The sequence below is a fragment of the Pseudoxanthomonas sp. LjRoot143 genome (assembly GCF_964252945.1).
Taxonomy (GTDB): domain Bacteria; phylum Pseudomonadota; class Gammaproteobacteria; order Xanthomonadales; family Xanthomonadaceae; genus Pseudoxanthomonas_A.
Genome location: NZ_CAXUPM020000001.1, coordinates 445,788 through 466,846 on the forward strand (window position 1 = coordinate 445,788; position 21,059 = coordinate 466,846).

Annotated in this window: 15 protein-coding genes and 1 riboswitch; of the genes, 6 read left to right on the forward strand and 9 right to left on the reverse strand. The window is 67.0% G+C overall.

Annotated features, from left to right (window positions below):
- Positions 1 to 54: 54 nt before the first annotated feature.
- From ACSQ1W_RS02055 to ACSQ1W_RS02070, 4 genes are all read right to left on the reverse strand, one after another.
- Complete coding sequence (locus ACSQ1W_RS02055) at positions 55 to 2,949, reverse strand: TonB-dependent receptor domain-containing protein (protein ID WP_436041466.1); 2,895 nt, start codon at positions 2,947 to 2,949, stop codon at positions 55 to 57.
- 411 nt (positions 2,950 to 3,360) lie between these two features.
- Positions 3,361 to 6,315, reverse strand: a complete 2,955-nt coding sequence (locus tag ACSQ1W_RS02060) for a TonB-dependent receptor domain-containing protein (RefSeq protein ID WP_436041467.1) — start codon at positions 6,313 to 6,315, stop codon at positions 3,361 to 3,363.
- A 299-nt stretch (positions 6,316 to 6,614) separates the two neighbouring features.
- The gene (locus tag ACSQ1W_RS02065; protein WP_436046060.1) at positions 6,615 to 7,448 is read right to left on the reverse strand and encodes a hypothetical protein; all 834 of its coding nucleotides are present in this window, start codon (positions 7,446 to 7,448) and stop codon (positions 6,615 to 6,617) included.
- Positions 7,449 to 7,596: 148 nt separating this feature from the next.
- Positions 7,597 to 8,493 (reverse strand): Hsp33 family molecular chaperone HslO, encoded by an 897-nt coding sequence (locus ACSQ1W_RS02070; RefSeq protein ID WP_436041468.1) that lies wholly within the window; start codon positions 8,491 to 8,493, stop codon positions 7,597 to 7,599.
- A 123-nt stretch (positions 8,494 to 8,616) separates the two neighbouring features.
- Between ACSQ1W_RS02070 and mtgA the strand changes: the two genes are divergently transcribed.
- The 3 genes from mtgA to ACSQ1W_RS02085 are packed head-to-tail and all read left to right on the forward strand — an operon-like array spanning position 8,617 to position 10,815.
- The gene (gene mtgA, locus ACSQ1W_RS02075) at positions 8,617 to 9,390 is read left to right on the forward strand and encodes a monofunctional biosynthetic peptidoglycan transglycosylase (RefSeq protein WP_436041469.1); all 774 of its coding nucleotides are present in this window, start codon (positions 8,617 to 8,619) and stop codon (positions 9,388 to 9,390) included.
- A complete protein-coding gene (locus ACSQ1W_RS02080; protein WP_436041470.1) occupies positions 9,387 to 10,427 on the forward strand; it encodes a glycosyltransferase family 2 protein in 1,041 nt (346 codons plus the stop codon). The genes mtgA and ACSQ1W_RS02080 overlap by 4 nt, the downstream gene beginning before the upstream one ends.
- Entirely contained in the window at positions 10,387 to 10,815 is a 429-nt protein-coding gene (locus tag ACSQ1W_RS02085; protein WP_192270268.1) for a CBS domain-containing protein, read from the forward strand. Before ACSQ1W_RS02080 ends, ACSQ1W_RS02085 begins: the two co-directional genes overlap by 41 nt.
- Before the next feature lie 6 nt (positions 10,816 to 10,821).
- Here ACSQ1W_RS02085 and ACSQ1W_RS02090 read toward each other — a convergent pair whose 3' ends face one another.
- From ACSQ1W_RS02090 to ACSQ1W_RS02110, 5 genes are all read right to left on the reverse strand, one after another.
- Positions 10,822 to 12,771 carry an AsmA family protein gene (locus ACSQ1W_RS02090; protein ID WP_436041471.1) on the reverse strand — a complete coding sequence of 650 codons (1,950 nt, stop codon included), beginning with the start codon at positions 12,769 to 12,771 and terminating at the stop codon, positions 10,822 to 10,824.
- 86 nt (positions 12,772 to 12,857) lie between these two features.
- A complete protein-coding gene (trhA, locus tag ACSQ1W_RS02095; protein ID WP_192270264.1) occupies positions 12,858 to 13,550 on the reverse strand; it encodes a PAQR family membrane homeostasis protein TrhA in 693 nt (230 codons plus the stop codon).
- A 79-nt stretch (positions 13,551 to 13,629) separates the two neighbouring features.
- Positions 13,630 to 15,246 carry a peptide chain release factor 3 gene (locus ACSQ1W_RS02100; RefSeq protein WP_436041472.1) on the reverse strand — a complete coding sequence of 539 codons (1,617 nt, stop codon included), beginning with the start codon at positions 15,244 to 15,246 and terminating at the stop codon, positions 13,630 to 13,632.
- Between the two features lie 80 nt (positions 15,247 to 15,326).
- Positions 15,327 to 16,253, reverse strand: coding sequence for a peptidoglycan DD-metalloendopeptidase family protein (locus ACSQ1W_RS02105; protein WP_436041473.1), 927 nt, complete (start codon positions 16,251 to 16,253; stop codon positions 15,327 to 15,329).
- Entirely contained in the window at positions 16,250 to 17,344 is a 1,095-nt protein-coding gene (locus tag ACSQ1W_RS02110) for a phytase (protein WP_436041474.1), read from the reverse strand. Before ACSQ1W_RS02110 ends, ACSQ1W_RS02105 begins: the two co-directional genes overlap by 4 nt.
- A gap of 114 nt (positions 17,345 to 17,458) precedes the next feature.
- Positions 17,459 to 17,575, forward strand: a riboswitch (SAM riboswitch).
- A gap of 91 nt (positions 17,576 to 17,666) precedes the next feature.
- On the opposite strand from ACSQ1W_RS02110, the gene metX reads away from it, so the two are divergent.
- Genes metX through ACSQ1W_RS02125 form a run of 3 tightly spaced genes read left to right on the forward strand, consistent with a single transcriptional unit; the run spans position 17,667 to position 21,003 of the window.
- The gene (gene metX / locus ACSQ1W_RS02115; RefSeq protein ID WP_192270256.1) at positions 17,667 to 18,713 is read left to right on the forward strand and encodes a homoserine O-succinyltransferase MetX; all 1,047 of its coding nucleotides are present in this window, start codon (positions 17,667 to 17,669) and stop codon (positions 18,711 to 18,713) included.
- Positions 18,710 to 19,933: an O-succinylhomoserine (thiol)-lyase gene (locus ACSQ1W_RS02120; RefSeq protein WP_192270254.1), complete on the forward strand. Its 1,224-nt coding sequence runs from the start codon at positions 18,710 to 18,712 to the stop codon at positions 19,931 to 19,933. The genes metX and ACSQ1W_RS02120 overlap by 4 nt, the downstream gene beginning before the upstream one ends.
- On the forward strand, positions 19,930 to 21,003 hold the full coding sequence (locus tag ACSQ1W_RS02125) for a homoserine dehydrogenase (RefSeq protein WP_436041475.1): 1,074 nt from the start codon (positions 19,930 to 19,932) through the stop codon (positions 21,001 to 21,003). The genes ACSQ1W_RS02120 and ACSQ1W_RS02125 overlap by 4 nt, the downstream gene beginning before the upstream one ends.
- Positions 21,004 to 21,059 lie beyond the last annotated feature (56 nt).

The window sequence follows — 21,059 nt, forward strand, 5'->3', positions numbered from 1 at the left end:
GGCCGCGCGGCTTGCGCCGCGCGGCCCCAAGGTACAGCGATTACGGCGTTCCGATTAGAAGTTCATCGTGTAGCGCGCCCACAGGTAACGGCCGACCGTATCGAAGGTCTGCACGTCGGTGTTGGCATTCAGCACGTTGTTCTGGAACAGGAGCTGCGGCTGCTTGTCGAACGCGTTGTCCAGGCCCACTTCCACCTTCGAGTTGAACCACGGCAGCGAGTACGAGGCGCTGAAGCTGTGGATCAGGTAGTCGTCGAAGCGCATCGAATAGCACTGCTCGGGACGCAGCAGCGCATTGCAGCGCATATCGACGCTGGTGCCCTGCGCCAGGTCGTTGCTGCCGATGTCGAAACCGCTGACATAGCGAGCGCGCCAGCTCAGGCCCAGGTCACCCTTGCTCCAGTTGGCGAACACGCGGGCGCGGGTGCGGGCGTACATGCCGTACGACGGGTTGTAGGTGCCCGCGATGTGCTGGACAGCATCTTCTTCGCTGAGCGGGTTGGTGTCATTGTCGTAGCGATCGATGTACGTCGCGTCCAGGCCGAAACCCCAACTGCCCCACGCAGTGTCAGGCAGGCGATAGCGGATGGCCAGGTCGTAGCCTTGGGTATCCAGACGGCCCAAGTTGACGATCGGTTCGCGGATGAAGTCCACCTGGCCATCGGGGCGACGGTTGATGAACTCGCAGAACGGGTGGCTGTCATCTGCGTAGCAGGTGTTGACCACGGTCTGCGCGTCGGCGCGGGTGATCGTGTCATTCAGATACAGGCGCCAGTAGTCCAGGCTGACCGACAGACCTGGAGCGAACTGCGGGTCGTACACGACGCCCCACGAGAACGACTTGCCCGACTCCGGCTTCAGGTCGAAACCGGCGGCGACCGCACCGGACCACACGCCATTGGACTGGCTGGTGGGTGCCTGCGCGATACCGGTGGAGGGGATGTTGGTCGCGCCCGCACCCGCACCGCAAGCATTTTCGTGGTTGCGGGGAGCACCCGCGGCGCCATAGCCCGTGCACTTGTCATTGAGCTGCGGGGCGTTGCCCTGAGGGCCGTCGTACAGATTGGCGATGGTCGGTGCGCGGAAGACTTCCGCCACCGTGCCGCGGAACAGCAGGTTCTCGATGGGACGCCATTCCACCTGCAGCTTGCTGTTGGTGGTGTCGCCGAAGGTGGAGTAGTCGGAGTAGCGGCTACCAAGCGTCACTGACAGCAGGTGCGCGAAGGGCAGGTCGGCCAGGATCGGCACGTACAGCTCGCCGTAGACTTCCGTCACGTCGTACTTGCCGCCGACCGGAGACGAACAGGCTTCCTGCGAGATCATGCAGCGGCCGGCTTCGTCCGCGATCGCGATGTAGTCGACTTCGCTGCGCTGATACTCCTCGCGCCAAGCGCCGCCGAACGCCAGCTGCACGGCACCGGCCGGCAGGCTGAACAGTTCGCCCGAGGCGTTGGCCTCGAAGCTGCGCGTCTGGTACATGGTGGAGTAGACCGGACGGGCTTCGGCGGCCTGCATCGTGGCAACCGACTGCGGGTCGAAGATGTTGAAGATGTTCAGCGGTGTGCAACCGGCGATGATCGCGCCCGGCGCACCGCACTTCACCACGCCGTCGGTGTCCATGAAGGACGGGCCGAGCGCGTCGCCGAGGCTGGCGTAGTCCACGTAGCCGTAGCTGGTGTTCTCGCTGAAGTAGTGACCGTAGTTGAACGCGGCGTCCCACTTCCAGCTTTCGCCCACGAAGCCTTCCAGACCGGCGACGACCTGCGAGGTAGTGGTGTCGTAGTACGAGCGGCGCTGGCCCAGAGACGTCCAGCGGGTCAGGAACAGGTTCTGACTACCGTCGGCGGCCGGACCGAAGTTCTGGTCGAACGGGTTGTAGTAGTTGTCGGCCGAGATGACCACGCCGTCCGAGCCCGAGTCGAAGGGCAGAGCGGCAATGGCGAAGTTGGACGAGGTCTTGTTGTGGTAGACCTCGGCAAACGCGTTGAGGTTGTCGGTGATCTGGTAGTTCGCCAGGAAGAACGCATTGGTGCGCTCCTGCGGCGTCATGATCAGGTTGGTGGACTGGTAGTTGTACGAGTCCCGTGCGCTGCTGTAGCAACGATAGTCAGCTTGCGATTGGCCACTGGCGCCGGGCGTCAGGGTGACCGAACCGCAGCCGTACTGGTCGATGAGCGGGCTGCCTTCGGGGAAGAAGATGCGGCCGTTCGGATTGCGGCTGGAGCCGAAGACCGTGACGTAGCCGGAGTACAGATACGTGGCGTCCTTCGAGAAGTCGCGATCGGCCGACGAGATACCGTCGAACTTGTTGTAGCTCAGGCCGGCGATGATGTTGCCCTTGTCGCCCACCTGGCCGAACGTGAGCGAACCACCGCTGCGCTGGCCGTCCTGATGGCTTGGCGTGATGCCGAAGTCGACCGAGGCGGTCATGCCGTCGAAGTCGCGGCGCAGGATGAAGTTGACCACGCCCGCGACGGCGTCCGAACCGTACACGGCGGAAGCGCCGCTGGTCAGGATTTCGATGCGTTCCACGGCCGCGGCCGGGATGGAGTTGACGTCGCTGTTGACGACGCGGCGGCCGTTCACCAGCAGCAGGGTGCGGGCCGAACCCAGACCACGCAGGTCGATCGTGGACGCGCCGTCACCACCGCCGTTGTTTACCTGCGGATTGGTCGGAGCGCCCGACATGGACGGCATTTCCTGGAGCAGATCGCCCAGGGTCAGCTTGCCGGTCTGTTCGATGGCGGCGCGGTCGAGCACGACGACGGGGCTGGCGGTTTCGGTTTCGACGCGGGCCACGCGGGAGCCGGTCACCTGGATCGCATCCAGGGTCTTGGCGCCTTCGTTGGATTCCTGCGCGAACGCGAAGCCGGTGCCGGCGGCGCTGGTCGCACCCACTGCCAAGGCGAAGCCGATGGCTTCGCGCAGCTTGGTGGTCTTGTGGTTCATTCTCTCTCCGGGTGAGGTCGTTTAAGCCCTAGGGAAGCCCCGCCGGCCGGGCAAGAAGCGGCGGCCAAAAAACGGGGGTGGCCCGATCATAGTCGGCCCCCGGGAAGAATTAAAGTGTTGTTAAGCGGCCAAAATGAGGCAAAACCCGACGCCCGGACAGGCAAAGTCCCCTTCAGGTGCAAGGCGCAGCAACCTGAACAGGCGGGCGCCCTCATGTGGTGCGAGGCCGTCCTGTGGCCTACGGCAACACCGCCCCGTTCGTGATCAGTGACGACTCTCTCCGATAGTCGGCGTTCTCACGGCCACATGCCCGGTGGCGTGCGCCCTGCCTGTTCGCCAGATCATCACTGTCGAAACAAAAAACACGGCCCCTTTCGGGGCCGTGTCTGTACTTCATCGCATCAACCGCGATCAGAACTTCTGCTGGTACTTCATGTAAACGAAGCGACCGATGTCGTACTGACCGTGGTAGGACACGTTGGCGCTGGGCTGGCTGTAGAACTGCGGGCCTTCGCGGTCGAACACGTTGTTCGCACCGACGGCGATGGTCGCATTCCACGGGGCGCTCCAACGGACCTCGAGGTCGTTGAAGGTTACCGAGCCCATCTCGTTGATCGCACGCGTCTGTGCCGGGTTGGCGGCAATGAAGCCCGGATCCGTGCACTCGTCCGGGAACAGCGCGGCCGAGAGGCAGGTTTCCTTCTGCGACGAGTAGTAACGCGCACCCCAGGTGGCACCGAAGCTGCCCATGTTCCACGTCACGTTCGCGTTGGAGCGGATGCGGTGCGTGCCGGTGAAGCCGGGCGACGTGGCGTAACCCACCAGCTGCTGCGGCAGGGTGGTCGGGCTGGTGTCGGTCTTGATTTCATCCTTGCTGGTGTAGGTGGTCTGCCAGGTCAGGTTGAAGGTACCGAAACCTTCCGTCGCCAGACGGTAGCTCAGGTCCAGGTCGAAGCCTTCCGTCTCGCGGAAGCCGGCGTTGATGCCGGTGAACGTCAGGCTGTTGACGTAACCCAGCGTCGCGTCACGCGTGAAGTCCGTGCAGCGCGAAGCCACGCCCAGGATGTAGCAGTCGTTCAGCATCTGCGTCGGGCTGTCGGCCACGATCGTGTCTTCGATGCGGATGTTCCACCAGTCCAGGCTGATGTTCAGGCCTTCTGCGAAGCCCGGGCTCCACACCACGCCGAAGGTCTTGGACTCCGAGGTTTCCGGAATCAGGTTCGGGTTGGCGCCGGAGAAGAAGGCGACGGGCGTCTGCGCATTGCCCGAGCCGACCGGGGTCAGGCCCTGGCCCAGCTGGCGGTACGTGTTGGCGAGGGCACCCATCGCGGCCACGCAGTTCGCACGCGTGGTCGTGTTGGTCCGCGAGCTGCCGAAGTTGGTGTCGCAGGGATCGGTGAAGAACGAGAACGTCTGCGAACCACCGCCGTACAGGTCGGCGATCGTCGGGGCGCGGAAGCCCTCGGCGTAGGTGCCGCGGAACAGCAGCGAGTCGATCGGCTTCCACTTGAAGCCGAACTTGCTGTTCAGCGTGTCGCCGAAGGTGTCGTAGTCCGAATAACGCGTGGCGATGCTGAAGCTCAGCTCCTGCGCACCCGGCAGGTCGGCCAGCAGCGGAATCGCCAACTCGGCGTAGATTTCATCGACCTTGTAGCTGCCGTCGGTCGGGCCGGCGGACAGGGTGGTCGAGTTGCCGGTGACCGCCATGGCGTCGGGGATGAACTCGCCCGATTCCTTGCGGCTTTCCACGCCGACCGCGAAGCCGAGGTCGCCGCCCGGCAGGGCGAACAGCGAGCCGGCCAGGTTGGCGGTGAAGACTTCGGTTTCGGTCTCGCCCGAGGAGTTCAGCGTCTGGAACAGGAAGTCGATCAGCGCCTGGTTGCCGGTCAGGCCACCATCACCCACGCGACCGTAGGGGATGAACGGATTCCACGGCACGCAGCTGGCCAGCGGAATCGGGGCAGCGGCGGTGCCGCACTGCACGACGCCCTGGGCGTTCAGGAACGAAGGACCGACGGCCTGGCCGACGCGCGCGACGTTCAGGTTGCCGTAGTTTTCCTGGGTGACCTTGTTGTTGTTGTACAGGTAGCCGACATCCCAGTCGAAGATACGCTCACCGATGTCGAAGCTGCCTTCCAGGCCGCCCGAGAAACGCCAGTTGGTCGTGGTCGGACGATCGACGCGCGGGATTTCCCACGTGCGGCGAGAGTAGTTCACGGCCGTCGGCGCAGCGTAGCCGTGGTGCGTGCCAACCGGGTTGTAGTAGCTGTTGATCGCCATGGTGGTGCCGGCGAACGAGGTGCTCTGGAACGGATAGCCGGCGACCTGGCGTTCGGCGTCGCGCTGGCTGTACATCATGTTGCCGCGGAAGCGTACGGAATCATTGATGTCGAACACGCCATCGACGAACAGCGAACGGCTTTCCAGCGGGGTGCGCAGGTGCGTCTGCAGGTTGGTGTTGCTCTTGTCGACCGTCGAACCGTTCGGATCGGCGGCGGAGGTGCCGGTGTTGGTGTTCAGCGCGTGGAAGTTGTTGATGCTGCGCCAGTCGGCGCCGGTGTTCAGCACGCGGTTGCCGCCCAGCGCGGCGGGCAGGTTGATCACGCCCCACTGGCTGACGGTGGTCCAGCCACGGGTCGGGTGCCACTGGCCCTGCGGGTACGCGGAGTACTCGCGATCGGCCGACATCACCTCTTCTTCCTTGCGGTATTCCACGGCCGCCGTCAGCGAGCCGCGATCACCGGTGAAGCCCATGACGAAGTCGGCACGCGTGGTTTCGCCGTCGCCTTCGCTGTACTGACCGTAATAGGTCTGTGCGGTGGCGCCTTCGAAGTTCGAGCGGGTGATGATGTTCACCACGCCGGCGATGGCGTCGGAACCGTAGATCGACGACGCGCCATCCTTCAGCACTTCGATGCGCTCGACCGCCGCGGTCGGGATCAGCGAGATGTCCTGCAGGCCGCTGGTGCTGATGCCCAGACGCTTGCCGTTGACGAGGATCAGGGTGCGGGTGGCACCCAGGTTGCGCATGCTGATGAACTGGCCACCGACGTTCTCGCCGGCCGACAGCGGCTGTGCGCGGCTGATGGCGGGTGCACCGACGGCGGAAATGTTCTGCAGGATGTCGGCGACCGACTGGAAGCCCTGCTTTTCGATGTCCGCGCGGCTGATGGTCAGCACGGGAGCGGCGTTCTCGACGTCGACCTGGCGGATGCGCGAGCCGGTGACTTCGATACGGTCCAAGGTGGTGGTTTCGGTCGTGCCGGACTCTTGCGCGAACACCGTACCGGTGCCCACCGCCGACACTGCGCCTACCGTGAGCGCGAACGAGATCGCGTCACGGAGCTTCGTGGTTTTGCAGTTCATTCTCTCTCTCTCCCGTAAGGGGGTATCCCAAGGTGTCCCTCGAGGCGGTCAAAAAGGGCGACCACGAAACGAGGGGGTGATCGGATACTAGTCGGCTTTTAACAAGAATTAAACCCGCGTGAAGACCGAAGGGAGCTGGATGTAAGTCGAGTTACGTAATTGTGATGTTGCGCACGCGACGCCTGATCGCGCGCATTCGAAAGCACGATGCCGATGATGTTTTTTGGCAGAGACGAATCTGCACGATTGCCGCGACGCGGCAATGCGGGAGCGTATTGCAAGCAGGGAGCAGTGGGGACTTAGAGGTCCTGCTCGTACCGCACGTAGGGCACGGTGCCTTCGTCGGCGTTCTCGTTGGTCAACGAGAAGGGATTCTTGCCACGGGTTATGACGTTCTCTGCGCCGACGGTGAGCTGTCCGCTCCACGGAGTGCGCCAGGTAAGACCCAGGCCAAGGCCTTCGAACTTGCCGGGCTGGCCGGGTACGTCGATGACGCGTCCGATGATGTTGGCGCTGAAAGGACCGTAGCCGCCACCGACGGACAGGCTGCGGCTGTTCCAGCGGTCGGCGAGCGCGGGCAGGTCCGAAGCGGGTACCAAGGTGGCCTTCGCCACGGCGCCGCCGATCGATACGAAACCTTCGCGCCCGATGTTCTTCTGGCCGAACACGGTCAAGTCGTTCTGCTCAACGCGACCGGTGCCACGGCCGGACGACAGCCAGGCAGGCAGCGTGTCGCGGCCCGTACCGGCGGAGAGCCCGAGCTTGCCACCCGGGCGGCTCAGGACGGCAGACGCGCTGACACGCTGACTGGTCGTAGCGTCATCGTCGTCGCCGAGCGTCGCCAGCATGCAGTGGCTGGCCAGATTGCCTATGTTGCCAACCACGCCGGCCTTGCGGTTGCAGACCAAGCCCAGTTCGTCGCCGCTTTCCAGCCCGAAGGCGGTGGTGAGGGAGTTGCGGCCCAGGCGCCAGCGTGCGCCGGCTTCAGCTTGGCCGGTGGGTTCGAGCAGTAATACTGCCTCGACCTTGCCGTCGTTGTTCCATATCGGCAGGGCAGTGGGACGGGGGTCCGAGGCGGGCTTGCGTGTGGCCTTCTGCGCATGCGCGTCCATCGCCGCGCCGGAGGCGAGCAACAGGGCAAGCGACAGTGAAAGGCTACGCAGATTCATGGCTCGCTTCAGACTCCTGGGTCTACCCGGAGTTCCCCTCCCGAAGGGGAACCGATGCTATGCCGTTTATGTTTCTTTAACAAGTCCCCGCGGCGGCCAACCGACCGCCGGATCACTGCAGGCGGCTGGGCGCGTCTACCTCGACCCTGGGCTGGCTGAAAAGTTCCGCGATCTGCACGGGGGAGAACCGGTACTCCTGCCCACAGAACTCGCAACGGACTTCAGCCGCCCCGTCGGCCAGCGCGGCCGTCGCCTCTTCCTCTCCCAGCGACTGCAGCATGCTCTCGACCCGCTCACGTGAACAAGAGCAGCCGAAGCGAACTGGGCGCTGGGTCAGGATTTGCAGCGACTCTTCGTGGAACAGGCGGTGCAGGAGGTCGGGGATGCCAGTGGCCAGCAGTTCCGTTTCGCCCAGGGTGTCGAACAGTGCACCGGCGCGGTTCCAGCCGTCGTCATCGCCCTCGTCCCCCGGGAGTTTCTGGAGCATCAGGCCGCAGGCGCGGTCGCCGTCCGCCGCCAGCAGCAGGCGAGTAGGCAGTTGCTCGGACTGGCGGAAGTAGTCCTCGAACGCCTCCGCCAGGCGGCTGGCTTCCAGGCCGACCAGGCTCTGGTATCGCTGCGGCTCGCGCGGGTCCAGGCCCGGGTTCTCGATGGTGATGGCCAGCAGGGCGCCGTCGCCCAGGTCGCGCAGGTCGCGCGGCGCGTCCTGGTCCGGGGCTACCTGAGCAATGCCGCGAACGGTGCCGGCCGCCGTGCACTCGGCGAACAGGCTGCGAAGGCCACCCTGGCTGCGCAACTGGATCGACAGGCGACCGTCCACCTTGGTGTGGCCGGTGAACAGCACGGCTGCCACGCTCGCTTCCCCGAGCAGTTCGCGTGCTGCTGACGGATACTCGGCGCGGCCCGCCACTGTCTGCCACGTGTCCCCCAGCCGTACGGCCACGCCGCGGACACCGGCGGCGGGAAGCAGGAAGCGGGTCAGGGCGTCGATGGTGGGGGCGGCAGTCATGGAAATCCGGGCAGGGAATGCGGGGTGGGCTGACGTCTCGGCATAATGCCGATGATCCGACAGTCCTGGGGGAAACATCACGATGGGGACGACCCATACCATCCGCAAGCTCCGGCAGGTCCGATGAGCGCAGTGCCGGTCGCAAAGGCGTCACGGGGACGCCGCTGGTTCCGCTGGTTGCTCGCACTGCCTTTCCTGTTCGCGGCGGCCAGCGTCGTGCAGGTGGTCGTGCTGCGTTTCGTGGATCCGCCGTTTACGGCCTTCATGGCGGCGCGTGTGGTCGAGGCGTGGGGCAAGGGCGAGTTCGGCTTCCGGGTGGCTTATGAATGGCGTGACCTGGACCGCATGGCGGCGAGCCTGCCGCTGTCGATGGTCGCCGCGGAGGACCAGAACTTCGCGAGCCATCATGGGTTCGACCTGGGCGCGATCGAGAAGGCGCGCTTGCACAACCGCAAGATGGTCGAGCGCGCCGAGAAGCGCGGCCGGCCGGTGACGCGTCTTCGTGGCGCCAGCACCATCAGCCAGCAGGTGGCGAAGAACCTGTTCCTCTGGCAGGGCAGCAACCGCGTCACGCGCTGGGCGCGCAAGGGACTGGAGGCCTGGTACACCGTGCTGATCGAGGCGTTGTGGCCGAAGACGCGCATCCTGGAGGTCTACGCGAACGTCGCCGAGTTCGGCGATGGGGTGTATGGCGGGCAGGCGGCGGCACGACGGTACTGGGGGAAGGATGCCGCGGGCCTCACCGCCAACGAGAGCGCCCGACTCGCCGCGGTGCTGCCGTCGCCACGCCGCTACAGCGCGCATCGGCCGGGGCCTTACGTGCAGCGCCGCGCCACGAGTATCCAGCGGCAGGTCCGACAGATCGGTGGCACCGCGTATCTCGAGACACTGCAATGAGCAACGATGGATCTTGGCAGGTCACCGTGGTGGTGGCCGCCTACAACGAAGCGCAATCGCTGCCGCTGCTGCACCCGCGTGTCATGGCGGCGCTGGATGCGCTGGAAGGCGTCCACGGCCGCGTCCTGTATGTCGATGACGGCAGCCGTGATGCCACCTGGGCGGTGATGCGGGCGTTCGCGGCGGAGGATCCGCGCGTGTCCGTGCTGCGCTTGTCGCGGAACTTCGGCAAGGAGGCGGCGCTCACCGCGGGCCTGGACCGCGTCGATACGGGCGCGGCGCTGATCCTGGATGCCGATGGGCAGGATCCGCCGGAACTGATCGGCGACTTCGTGCGCGAGTGGCAGGCCGGCTACGACAACGTGCACGGCACGCGCATCGAGCGCGATGGGGACGGCTGGTTGAAGCGGGCCACCGCGCATGCGTTCTACCGCGTCATCGGTCGCCTGTCGAAGACGCCCATTCCGGCCGATACCGGCGACTTCCGCCTGTTGTCGCCGCGCGCGCTTGCTGCCCTGCGCGAACTTCGCGAACGCCACCGTTTCATGAAGGGTCTGTTCGGCTGGGTGGGCTTCAGCCAGAAGGCGCTGCCCTACCATCGCGAGGCGCGTGTGGCGGGCAGCAGCAGTTTCGGGTTCTGGAAACTCTGGAACTTCGCGCTGGAAGGCATCACCAGTTTCACCACCGCGCCGTTGCGTGTGGCGACCTACCTGGGCGTGCTGACCGCGTTGCTGGCCTTCGCCTTCGCCATCTATATCGTCGGCAAGGCCTTGCTGTTCGGAGACCCCGTCGCCGGCTGGCCGACGATGATGACGGTGATCCTGTTCCTCGGCGGCGTGCAACTGGTGGCATTGGGCCTGATCGGCGAATACCTCGGGCGCCTGTACGAGGAATCCAAGCAGCGGCCGCTCTACCTGGTGGATGCATGGCAACCCGCGTCGGCAGGAGTATCCTTGGCCGGACCAGATCGACCCGCTCCCCACCCAGGAGATCGCCATGCGCACGGTTCGTCAGTTGCTGGGGGCCAAGACCCCTGAAGTCTTCGCGGTGTCGCCCGATGCCTCGGTGCTCGATGCCATCAGGCTGATGGCGGAGAAAGGCGTCGGCGCGGTGCTCGCGATGCAGGGGCCGCGACTGTGCGGGATCGTGTCCGAGCGCGATTACGCACGCAAGGTCGTGTTGCAGGGCCGCTCTTCATCCAACACGCCGGTGCGCGACATCATGACGTCGAAGGTGGTGACCGTGCGCCCGGACGACAGCGTCGACCATTGCATGCAGGTCGTCACCGAGCATCGTATCCGTCACCTGCCGGTGGCCGACGGCGAGGCCATCGTCGGCGTCATTTCCATCGGCGATCTGGTCAAGGCGGTCATCGAGGACCAGAAGGTCGAACTGGACCAGTTGCAGCGCTACATCGCCAGCTGAGCTGCTTTACTTCGCGTACTGCCCGCCGCAGGCGCTGTCCTCGCCCGGACCCACCTCGATGGTGGCCAGCAGCGCGGCTGGCGGGGTGATGGTGCCCAGTGCCACGGCGACGGCACCACGCAGGCCCAGTCGCTTGAAGTCCGGGCGGAACGAGGGATCCTTGAACGTGCCGCCAACCACCAGCGGCGAGCGCAACGCCAGGATGCTGCGGTCCTTCGGGCGCGGGCGCATCTCCAGGTCCAGCGTTTCGTCCTTCAGGCTGATCTGGCCCTTGCCGACGATGATCGTGTCGGCCGTGTCGAAGGCGAGGGTGCGCGTCTGCATCACGCCGTCCTTCACCGCGAAGTCGCCGAACGCGCAGCGTACGGGCACGGTCTTGTCCTTGGTGATGAGGAACTTCAGCGCTTCGGCGATATCCAGGCCCGCGAGCTCCATCAGCAGGTTGCTGATCTGGCCACGGCCCATGCCGACGGCGATGTCGCCATCGGCCGTGCCCAGGATGCTGGCGATCGAATTGCCGGTGCCCGCGATTGCCATGTCGCCGCCGATGCGGCCGATCGCGCTCTTCGTCAGTTCGGCCTGCGGGAACAACTCGCCCAGGTCCAGCCCGCGGATGGCGATCTTTGCGTCCGTGCGGATGGTGTCGCTGCGCGCGTCCATGCGGATCTGCGAACGGATGTCGCCCTGCGCGACGCCGAAGTTCAGCGGTTCCAGGCGCAACAGGCCGGCATCCAGCAGCAGGTGTGCATCCATGTCGTCGATGGGCAGGCTGGGCGCGTTGATGCGGTGCGCTTTCCAGCGCACATCGGCATCCATCGCGCGCAGCTTCGTCAGGTTGTAGGGCGTATCCGGCAGCAGTCGCGTGTCCGCCGCCAACGCCGCCGCTTCGGCACGCTGCTCAGGGTTGCTGGCTTCACTGCCGCCGGTCTGTGGCGGCGCGCCGATGAAGCCGGCTAGGTCGTCGAAGTCGAGCCGCTTCGAGATTAGGTTCGCCTTCAGCAGCGGCCGTTCGCGGCCGACGGTCACTGCGGCCGAGCCACCCAGATCGCTGTCGCCGACCACACCGGCGAAATCGTCGTAGTGCCAGGTGTTGCCGTCGCGGGTGAAGCGTCCGTCCAGCTTGTAAGGCGGCGTCGGCGGCGTGGCGACGCCAATCAGGGGGAACAGGTCTTCCAGGTTCTGCCCGGCCAGCATCAGCTTCAGATCGAAGTCGCGCAGGCGGAACGGATCGAGCAGGGTGCCGCGTGCGTGGGCACGGGTCGGTCCAGCCGTGGCGCGCAGATCGATGCGGTAGGGCTTGTCGGTGTCGCGCAACGCGAGCGGCGAGGCGACCTGGCCGGCCAGGGTGAAGCGGTTGCCGGCCCAGCGGCCCTTGCCCTCCACGTTGACGGCCGATGCCTCGCCCGATGCGGGCGCCTTGGCGCTGTCCAGCGCGATGTCGACGTCGGTCTTCGTCTTCGGGTCGAGGAACAGCAGGCGGCCGTCGTCAATCCACAGGTCGCGGAAGGTCGTCCGGCTTTCGCCGCTGGTATCGCCGAACACCCAGTTGCCGGTGCCGTCGGGCCCGCTTTCCAACCGCAGCTGCGGACGCGTCAGGTGGATGCGCGGAATGCGTGTCTCGCGCTTGAAGATCAGCGGGAACACTTCCACGCTCAACTCTGCGCGGTCGGCCGCCGCCATCGTCGGCACCTTGGACCACGTGGCATTGCCGAAGGTCAGTGCATCGCCGCGCACAGTCGTCACCCGTCCCAGGTCGACATCCAGATCGCCCGCGATATGGAAGCTGCGACCGGTTTGCCGTTCGACGACCCATTCGATGGGCCGCCGCAGCCAGTTCCATTCGAACAGGATCGCCACCACCACGATGACCGCCGCCAGCACGCCCAGGGCGATCGCACCGGTGCGCGAGAGCGGGCGCAGAGCGAAGCGACGGCGTGGGGAGCGTGCAGCGTTCATGGCCCCATGGTTGGGGACCGCGTGTTCACGTACCGCGAAACGCGGCGTGCTGGTTCATGTGCGGGACACGAACGTCGATGCGTGGTTCACGCCAGGCGGGGCAACAACACCTGCTGGGTGACTGCGACGAAATGGCAGACGCTGCCGCCGATGACGAACAGGTGCCAGATCGCATGCGAATAGCGGATCGATTCGCGGTGGTAGAAGAAGGTGCCCAACGTGTAGAACAGGCCGCCGGCCAGCAGCCAGCCCAGCGTCCACGGATCCACCGAGGTCAGCAGCGGCTTGATCGCCACGACCACCAGCCACCCCATGGCGATATAGATGAGGGTCGACAGCAATTTGAAGCGCCCGGTGTAGAACAGTTTGAAGATCACACCGGCGATGGCGATCGTCCAGATCGCGATGAACAGTCCCCAGCCCCAGGGGCCGCGCAGGCCGATCAGGGTGAACGGCGTATAGGTGCCGGCGATCAGCAGGTAGATCGCGCAGTGGTCGAAGACCTTCAGCCGGCCCTTGGCCACGGGGTGCTGGATGGCGTGATACAGCGTGGACGCCGTGTACAGCAGCAGCAGGGTGACGCCGAACACGATGGACGCGCCGAGTTGCCAGCCGTCGCCGTGGACCGCGGCCAGGGTGATCAGCACCGCACCGCCGGCCAGCGCGAGGACGGCGCCCAGACCGTGCGTCAGCGCGCTGGCGATCTCGTCCCGCAGGTCGACCAGATGATCGGCCCGCTTGCGCGCGCGCAGGGTCTGGAAGGAGGTCGGTTCGCTCATGACGTCACGTTACCGCAATGCAGCACGGGTTGCATGGACCGACCATCGCCGGGGCGGCGGTCGGCCGACGGACGCGCGTTCAGCCTAGGTCGACGCTGTGCGCGTGTTCGCGCGTGGCGAGGAACTGCACGTCCGGCGCGCGTTCCTGCGCCAGTTGCAGGTTCACCCGCGTCGGGGCGAGGTAGACCAGCTGCCCGGCGGCATCCAGCGCCAGGTTCATCGCGTTCTTGTCGCGGAACTCTTCCAGCTTCTTCGCGTTGTCGCAGCGGATCCAGCGCGCCGTGGCCACGCTGACGTTCTCGAACGACGCGTCCACGCCGTACTCGTCCTTCAGGCGGTAGGCGACCACGTCGAACTGCAGCACGCCGACCGCGCCGAGGATCAGGTCGTTGCTCATCAGCGGACGGAAGAACTGGGTGGCGCCTTCTTCGGACAGCTGCGCCAGGCCCTTCTGCAGCTGCTTGAGCTTGAGCGGGTCGCGCAGGCGCGCACGACGGAACAGTTCCGGCGCGAAATTCGGGATGCCGGTGAACGACAGCGCCTCGCCCTCGGTGAAGGTGTCGCCGATCGAGATGGTGCCGTGGTTGTGGATGCCGATGACGTCGCCGGGGAACGCTTCGGCGGCGATCTCGCGGTCGCTGGCCATGAAGGTCAGCGCATTGGCCAGCTTCATCTCCTTGCCGCTACGCACGTGGAAGGTCTTCATGCCCGCTTCGAAACGGCCCGAGCACACGCGCATGAACGCCACGCGGTCGCGGTGCTGCGGATCCATGTTGGCCTGGATCTTGAAGACGAAGCCGGTCAGCTTGTTCTCGTCCGGCTGCACCTTGCGGTCGGTGGTCTCGCGCGCCTGCGGCGACGGCGCATGCTCGACGAAGAAGTCCAGCAGCGGCTGCACGCCGAAGTTGTTGACGCCCGAGCCGAAGAACACCGGCGTCTGCTTGCCGTCCAGATAGGCCTGCTTGTCGAACGGATGGCTGGCGCCCTGCACCAGTTCCAGTTCGTCGCGCAGCTGGGCCAGCATTTCCTCGCCGATCTTTTCCGCCAGCCCGGGGGCATCCAGCGACGGGAAGATCGTCGAGTCCTGACGGGTGAAGTTGCGGCCGGGTTCGTACAGGTGCACTTCGCCGGTCAGCAGGTGGACCACGCCCTTCAGCCGCTGACCCATGCCGATCGGCCACGTCACCGGCGCGCACTGGATGCCCAGCACGCTTTCCACTTCATCCAGCAGGTCGATCGGATCCTTGCCCTCGCGGTCCAGCTTGTTGATGAAGGTCATGATGGGCGTGTCGCGCAGGCGGCAGACTTCCATCAGCTTGATCGTGCGTTCCTCGACGCCCTTGGCCACGTCGATGACCATCAGCGCGCTGTCCACCGCAGTGAGCACGCGGTAGGTGTCTTCGCCGAAGTCGGCGTGGCCCGGCGTATCCAACAGGTTGACGATCTTGCCTTCGTACGGGAACTGCATCACCGACGAGGTGACCGAGATGCCGCGCTCCTTTTCCAGCGCCATCCAGTCGGACGTCGCATGGCGCGCGGCCTTGCGGCCCTTCACCGAGCCGGCCATCTGGATGGCGCCGCCGAACAGCAGCAGCTTTTCCGTCAGCGTGGTCTTGCCGGCGTCGGGGTGGGAAATGATGGCGAAGGTGCGGCGGCGCGTGGCTTCGTTGGCCACGGCGCTGGTCGGATTGGACATGGGGCGGGCGCCCGGGCGGGCGCTGAAGGAGCGGGAAGGCGGCGATTATACCGGCCGCGACGGGGCCGGGCCCCGCCGGCTCAGCGGCCGGACGGGAACTGCAGCTGGCCCAGCGGACCGAACATGCGGAACGCCACCGATTCCAGCCGCATGCCGCGATTGGCCTGCACCACGAAGTGCAGGTGCGGCGCCGTCGAGAAGCCGGTGTTGCCGGACAGGCCGATGTACTGGCCCTTGCTGACGTACTGGCCGACACGCACCTGCACGCCCTCGGCCTTCAGGTGCGCATACAGGGCCATGGTGCCGTCGCTGTGCAGGATGCGGATGAAGTTGGCGCGGCCGCCGTACTTCTCGCGGTTCAGCCCGGCCTTGTCGAAGTCCGACTCGACCTGCATCACCAGGCCTTCGCGTGCCGCCACGATTCGCGTGCCTTCGGGGACGGCGAAGTCGACGGCGTGCAGGTTCTGCGCGTCACTGTGGCTGAAGCGCCCGCCCGGCCCCTGGTCCACGCGTACGCGGCCGTAGTCGAACGGCAGGCGGTACTCGTAGTCCTGCGGCTTGCTGGCAGGATCGCCCGGCATGCCGTCCAGGGTCAGCTCGAAATCGCCTCCCCGCAGCGGGTCGGTCACGTTGATGTCGGCGACCAGCACGCTGCTGCGCGCGGGGACCAGGGCGCGGGCGGGCAGGGCGGGGGCACTGCGGACGTCGCGCTGGCGGCGGAAGTCGAGCTGCACCTCCACCGGCCCATGCATCAGGTTGTCGGCCCAGGCCTGGTAGCGCAGACCCTGCTTTTCCAGCCGCAGCCGCACCAGCGCGCTGGGCGGATTGCGGAAGCGCATGACGTCCACGCCGCTGCCGGCCAGTTGCTCGGGCGGAGGTGGCTGGTCGCCGTACTGCGTGTAGCCCTGCTTGTCCTTCCAGCGGTACAGGCGGGCCGCGCCCGCCTCGCCGAGGCTGCCGACCAGCACGGCGATGCCGCAGGCCAGGGCCAGCAGGCGCGCGCTCACCGCGGGCAATCGCCTTGCAGATCGAGCGCACGGGCGATGTCGCGCAGGTCGAACGCCGCGAGCGATTCATCGTTGTGCAGCGCGAACAGCGCGCCGGAAGGGAAACGCTTGGTCGGCATCGCGTAGACCGTCTCGCCGTCGGTATTGGAGGTCGCTTTGCCCGAGAACACGCCGGACGGTGCCAGCGTGGCGCGGTCGAACAGGCGGAAGCGGGTCGGTGTCAGCTGGTCCACTGCGACCCAGTAGCCGCTGTCCGCGCTGCACGACCACAGGGCGATGCCTTCGGCATCGGCGTCGAACGTGGGCAGGCTGTGTCCGTTGTAGGTGCCGGTCGCCAGGCGGTAGTCGCGCAGCGTGGAGCCCACGCGACGGTCTTCCTCCGCGATCAGCAGGCGATCGTGTGCAGGATCGCCGGCGATGGACTCGACCATGCGTAGCGCGCCGGCGGCACCGGTGTCGCCGAACTGGCCCAGCAACCTCGCCTCCAGCTTGCCGCCGTCCTCGACGCGCACCTGGAACCGCTTCACGCGGCCATCCAGTTCGGCCATCGGGGGCAGGGTCATGGTGCGGAAGTCCGACATGAAGCTGTCGGTGACGAACAGTTCCACTTCGCCCGGGGCAGTCTCGTGCGCCCACAGGCCGTACGGGGAGCGCAGCACGTCGGCGCCGAACGCGCCCAGCGGGGCGAATTCCGGCAGCCGGAACGCCTGCACGCGGTGGTTGTCGCGCTCGGCCACGAACAGCAGGTCGCCGAACACGGCAATGCCGTTGGGACGGTTGAACTGGCCCACTGCGCTGCCGGGGGTACCGACCGTGCGGAGCCGTTCGCCGCTGTCGGCGTCGTAGACGGCCAGGTGATGGGTGGCTTTGGCCGTGGCGATCAGCCAGACCTGCCCGTCTTCCGTCGGCCAGGCGACCAGCGAATCAAGTTCGTCGCCGGCCACCGGCGCTGACACCCAGGTTTCGGCGATGACGGCGTCGGCCGCGGTCTTCGGCGGCGGGGCGGGAGGGGTGGAGGTATGCAGCGGGGCGGTGGAACAGGCGGCCAGCAAGGCTGCGCACAGGCCGCCCAGGAGGAGATTCCGGGTCATGTCATGAATTATGCGGCATCCACCCGGTCGGCCGGCAGGGCGACCGGCGTCAAACTTCATCGCTTCATCCGAATAAAGCGATTGACATCGTTCCCCGGGGTGGGCAAAGTACGTCCACCATCGAGACCGGCAGAGGGACAGGCCCGAAGAAGCCGGGGCAGCCAGCGACGCGCAAGCGCCGTGGTGGTGCCAAATCCTGCGGGGACCTCAGCGTCTGCCGGAAGATGGTTCGTACCGTGTCCTCGGCACGGCGAACGCGAGCTCCGCGAAGCTCGGTGGTGCAGTCCCCGTCCCGTCAGGGACACCGCCACCGGATGTCGCCATGAGTTACGCCAGTCCCGCCCTGAACCGCCTGCCCGAGCCGTCGTTGACCGAGGGTTTCCCGTTGTCGTCCACGCAGGACGACGGTCCGCGCGCGCTGCGCGGCGAGGTGGTGGTGGAACTGGCGATGCGCCACGCCGGCACCCGTGCGGTGACGCTGCGCTATGAGCTGCAGGGACCGGCGGGTGCGCCGGTGGTGTTCGTCGCCGGCGGTATCTCCGCGCATCGCCACCTGACCGCGAGCGACGTGTTTCCCGAAAGCGGCTGGTTGAACGAGCTGGTCGGCGCCGGTCGCGCACTGGACCCGGCGCAGCGCCAGTTGCTTGCGTTCGACTTCGTCGGTGCCGACGGCCGCCTCGACGCCCCCATCGACACCGCCGACCAGGCCGATGCCATCGCCAAACTGCTGTCGGCGCTGGGCATCGCGCGGCTGGAGGCCTTCGTCGGCTATTCGTATGGCGCGCTGGTCGGCCTGCAGTTCGCCGTGCGCCATGCCGAGCGGCTGAAGAAGCTGGTCGCGGTCAGTGGCGCCCACCGTGCGCATCCCTATGCCGCGGCCTGGCGCGCGCTGCAGCGCCGTGCGGTGACGCTCGGCCAGCTGCAGTGCGCCGATGCGCAGGGCCTGTCGCTGGCCCGCCAGTTCGCCATGCTCAGCTACCGTACGCCGGAGGAGTTCGGCGAGCGCTTCGACAGCGCGCCGGAGATCGTCAACGGCCGCGTGCGCGTGGCTGCCGAGGACTACCTGGACGCCGCCGGTGCGCAGTACGTCGCGCGCACGCCGGTCACCGCCTACGTGCGGCTGTCCGAATCCATCGACCTGCACCGTGTCGATCCCGCCGATGTCCGCGTGCCCACGCTGGTGGTCGCCGTGGAAGGCGATCGCCTGGTGCCGCTGTCCGATTCCGTCTCACTGGTCGAAGGCCTCGCCACGCTGGGCCAGCTGCGCGTGCTGCGCTCGCCCTACGGCCACGACGCCTTCCTGAAAGAAACCGACCGCATCGATTCCATCCTCACCTCGGCCCTGCGCGCCGCCGGAGACCTCGCATGAGCAGCTATATCCCCACCGACGCCGACGCGCCCTGTCGTCCCGCCACCGCCGCCGTGCGCGCCGGCATCGATCGCGACACCGCCTACGGCGCGGTGACGCCGCCGATCGTGCTGTCGTCGAACTTCAGCTTCGCCGGGTTCGCGCAGAAGCGCGAATATGACTACACCCGCAGCGGCAATCCCACGCGCGACCTGCTGGCTGAAGCATTGGCCGAATTGGAAGTCGGCGCCGGCGCCGTCATCACCGCCACCGGCATGGGCGCGATAACGCTGGTGCTGAACGCGCTGCTGGAGCCGGGCGACCGCCTGGTGGTGCCGCACGATGCGTACGGTGGCAGCTGGCGCCTGTTCAACGCGCTGGCGAAGAAGGGTCACTTCGAACTGATCACGGCCGACCTGACCGATCCGCGCTCGCTGGCCGATGCGCTGGCGCAGTCGCCGAAGCTGGTGCTGATCGAAACGCCGTCCAACCCGCTGCTGCGCATCACCGACCTGCGCTTCGTCATCGAGGCGGCGCACAAGGCTGGCGCACGCACCGTGGTGGACAACACCTTCCTGTCGCCGGCGCTGCAGACGCCGATCGCCTTCGGCGCCGACATCGTGCTGCATTCGACCACCAAGTACATCAACGGCCACAGCGACGTGGTCGGTGGTGCGGTGATCGCGCGCGATGCCGACACCCACCAGCAGCTGGTGTGGTGGGCGAACGCGCTGGGCCTGACCGGTTCGCCGTTCGACAGCTTCCTGACCCTGCGCGGCCTGCGCACGCTGGATGCGCGCCTGCGCGCGCACCAGGAGAACGCGAATGCCATCGCCGCACTGCTGGATGCGCATCCGGTGGTGTCGAAGGTCTATTTCCCAGGCTTGGCCTCCCATCCCGGCCACGCCCTGGCCGCGCGCCAGCAGAAGGGCTTTGGCGCCATGCTGAGCGTCGAGCTGGATGGCGGCGAAGAAGCGGTGCGCGCGTTCGTCGAAGGCCTGCGTTACTTCACTCTGGCCGAGTCGCTGGGCGGCGTGGAAAGCCTGGTCGCGCATCCGGCCACCATGACGCACGCCGCGATGACGCCGGAAGCGCGCGCGAAGGCCGGCATCACCGACGGCCTGCTGCGCCTGTCGGTCGGCATCGAGGCCACCGACGACCTGCTGGCCGACCTCACCGCCGCGCTGGCGCGCGCCGAGGCCGTGGCCGCGGAATCCAAACGCAAGCTCGCCGACGCATGAGCACCGTCGTCCGCCTGGCGACCGCGCCGCGCACCGCGCCGAAGCTGGCGCTGCTGGGTACCGGCGTGGTGGGCAGCGCCTTCGTCGCGCGCTACCAGCGCCTGCAGGAACGCGACCTGCCCGTGCCCACGCTCGCCTGGCTCGCGAACTCGCGCGCGCTGCACGCCTGCGGGAATGCCGCGCAGCAGGCGCTGGACGACGCCAACCAGGCGTCGCCGCGCGACGGCGACCTGCCGCCCTGGGCGGAAGGCGAGGCGCTGCGGGCTGGCGATATCGTGGTCGATGCGACCGCGAGCGACAGCGTGGCCGACTGGCATGCGGAATGGCTGTCGCGCGGCGTGCACGTGGTGACGGCGAACAAGCTCGGCATCGGCGGTGCATTGCCGCGTGCGCAGGCGATCGGCCGCGCACGCGCGGATTCCGGCGCCCGCTACGGCGATGCAGCCACCGTCGGTGCAGGCCTGCCGCTGCTGCGCAGCCTGCGCGCGCTGGTGGCCGGTGGCGACCGCATCCACCGCGTCGAAGGCGTGCTGTCCGGCTCGCTGGCGTGGCTGTTCAACCACTACGACGGCATGCGCCCGTTCTCGGGCTTCGTGCGGCAGGCGCGCCAGGCCGGCTATACCGAACCGGATCCGCGCCTGGACCTGTCCGGCGAGGACGTGCGCCGCAAGCTGCTGATCCTCGCGCGTGCCGCCGGCTTGCCGTTGCAGGCGGAAGACGTGCGCGTCGACTCGCTGGTCCCGGCGGACCTTGCGGCGCTGTCGTTGCCCGCCTTCGACGCCGCGCTGCCGCAACTGGACGCGCCGCTCGCGGCCCGCTTCAAGGAGGCCTACCGCAACGGCGCGCGACTGCGCTTCCTCGGCCGCTTCGACCACGAGCGGGCCAGTGTCGGCCTGCAGGCGTTACCGCTGGACCATCCGCTGTGCGGGGGAGGCGGCACCGACAACCGCGTGGCGATCTACAGCGACCGCTACCCCGAGCAGCCGCTGGTCGTGCAAGGGCCGGGCGCGGGCGCCGAAGTCACCGCCGCCGCCCTGCTCGACGACGTGCTGGCGATCGCCGCCGCCTGACCTTTCCCGAAGGTGTCCGTGTCTGGGCGCCCGCCGCGTTGGCTTCGTTCGGACAC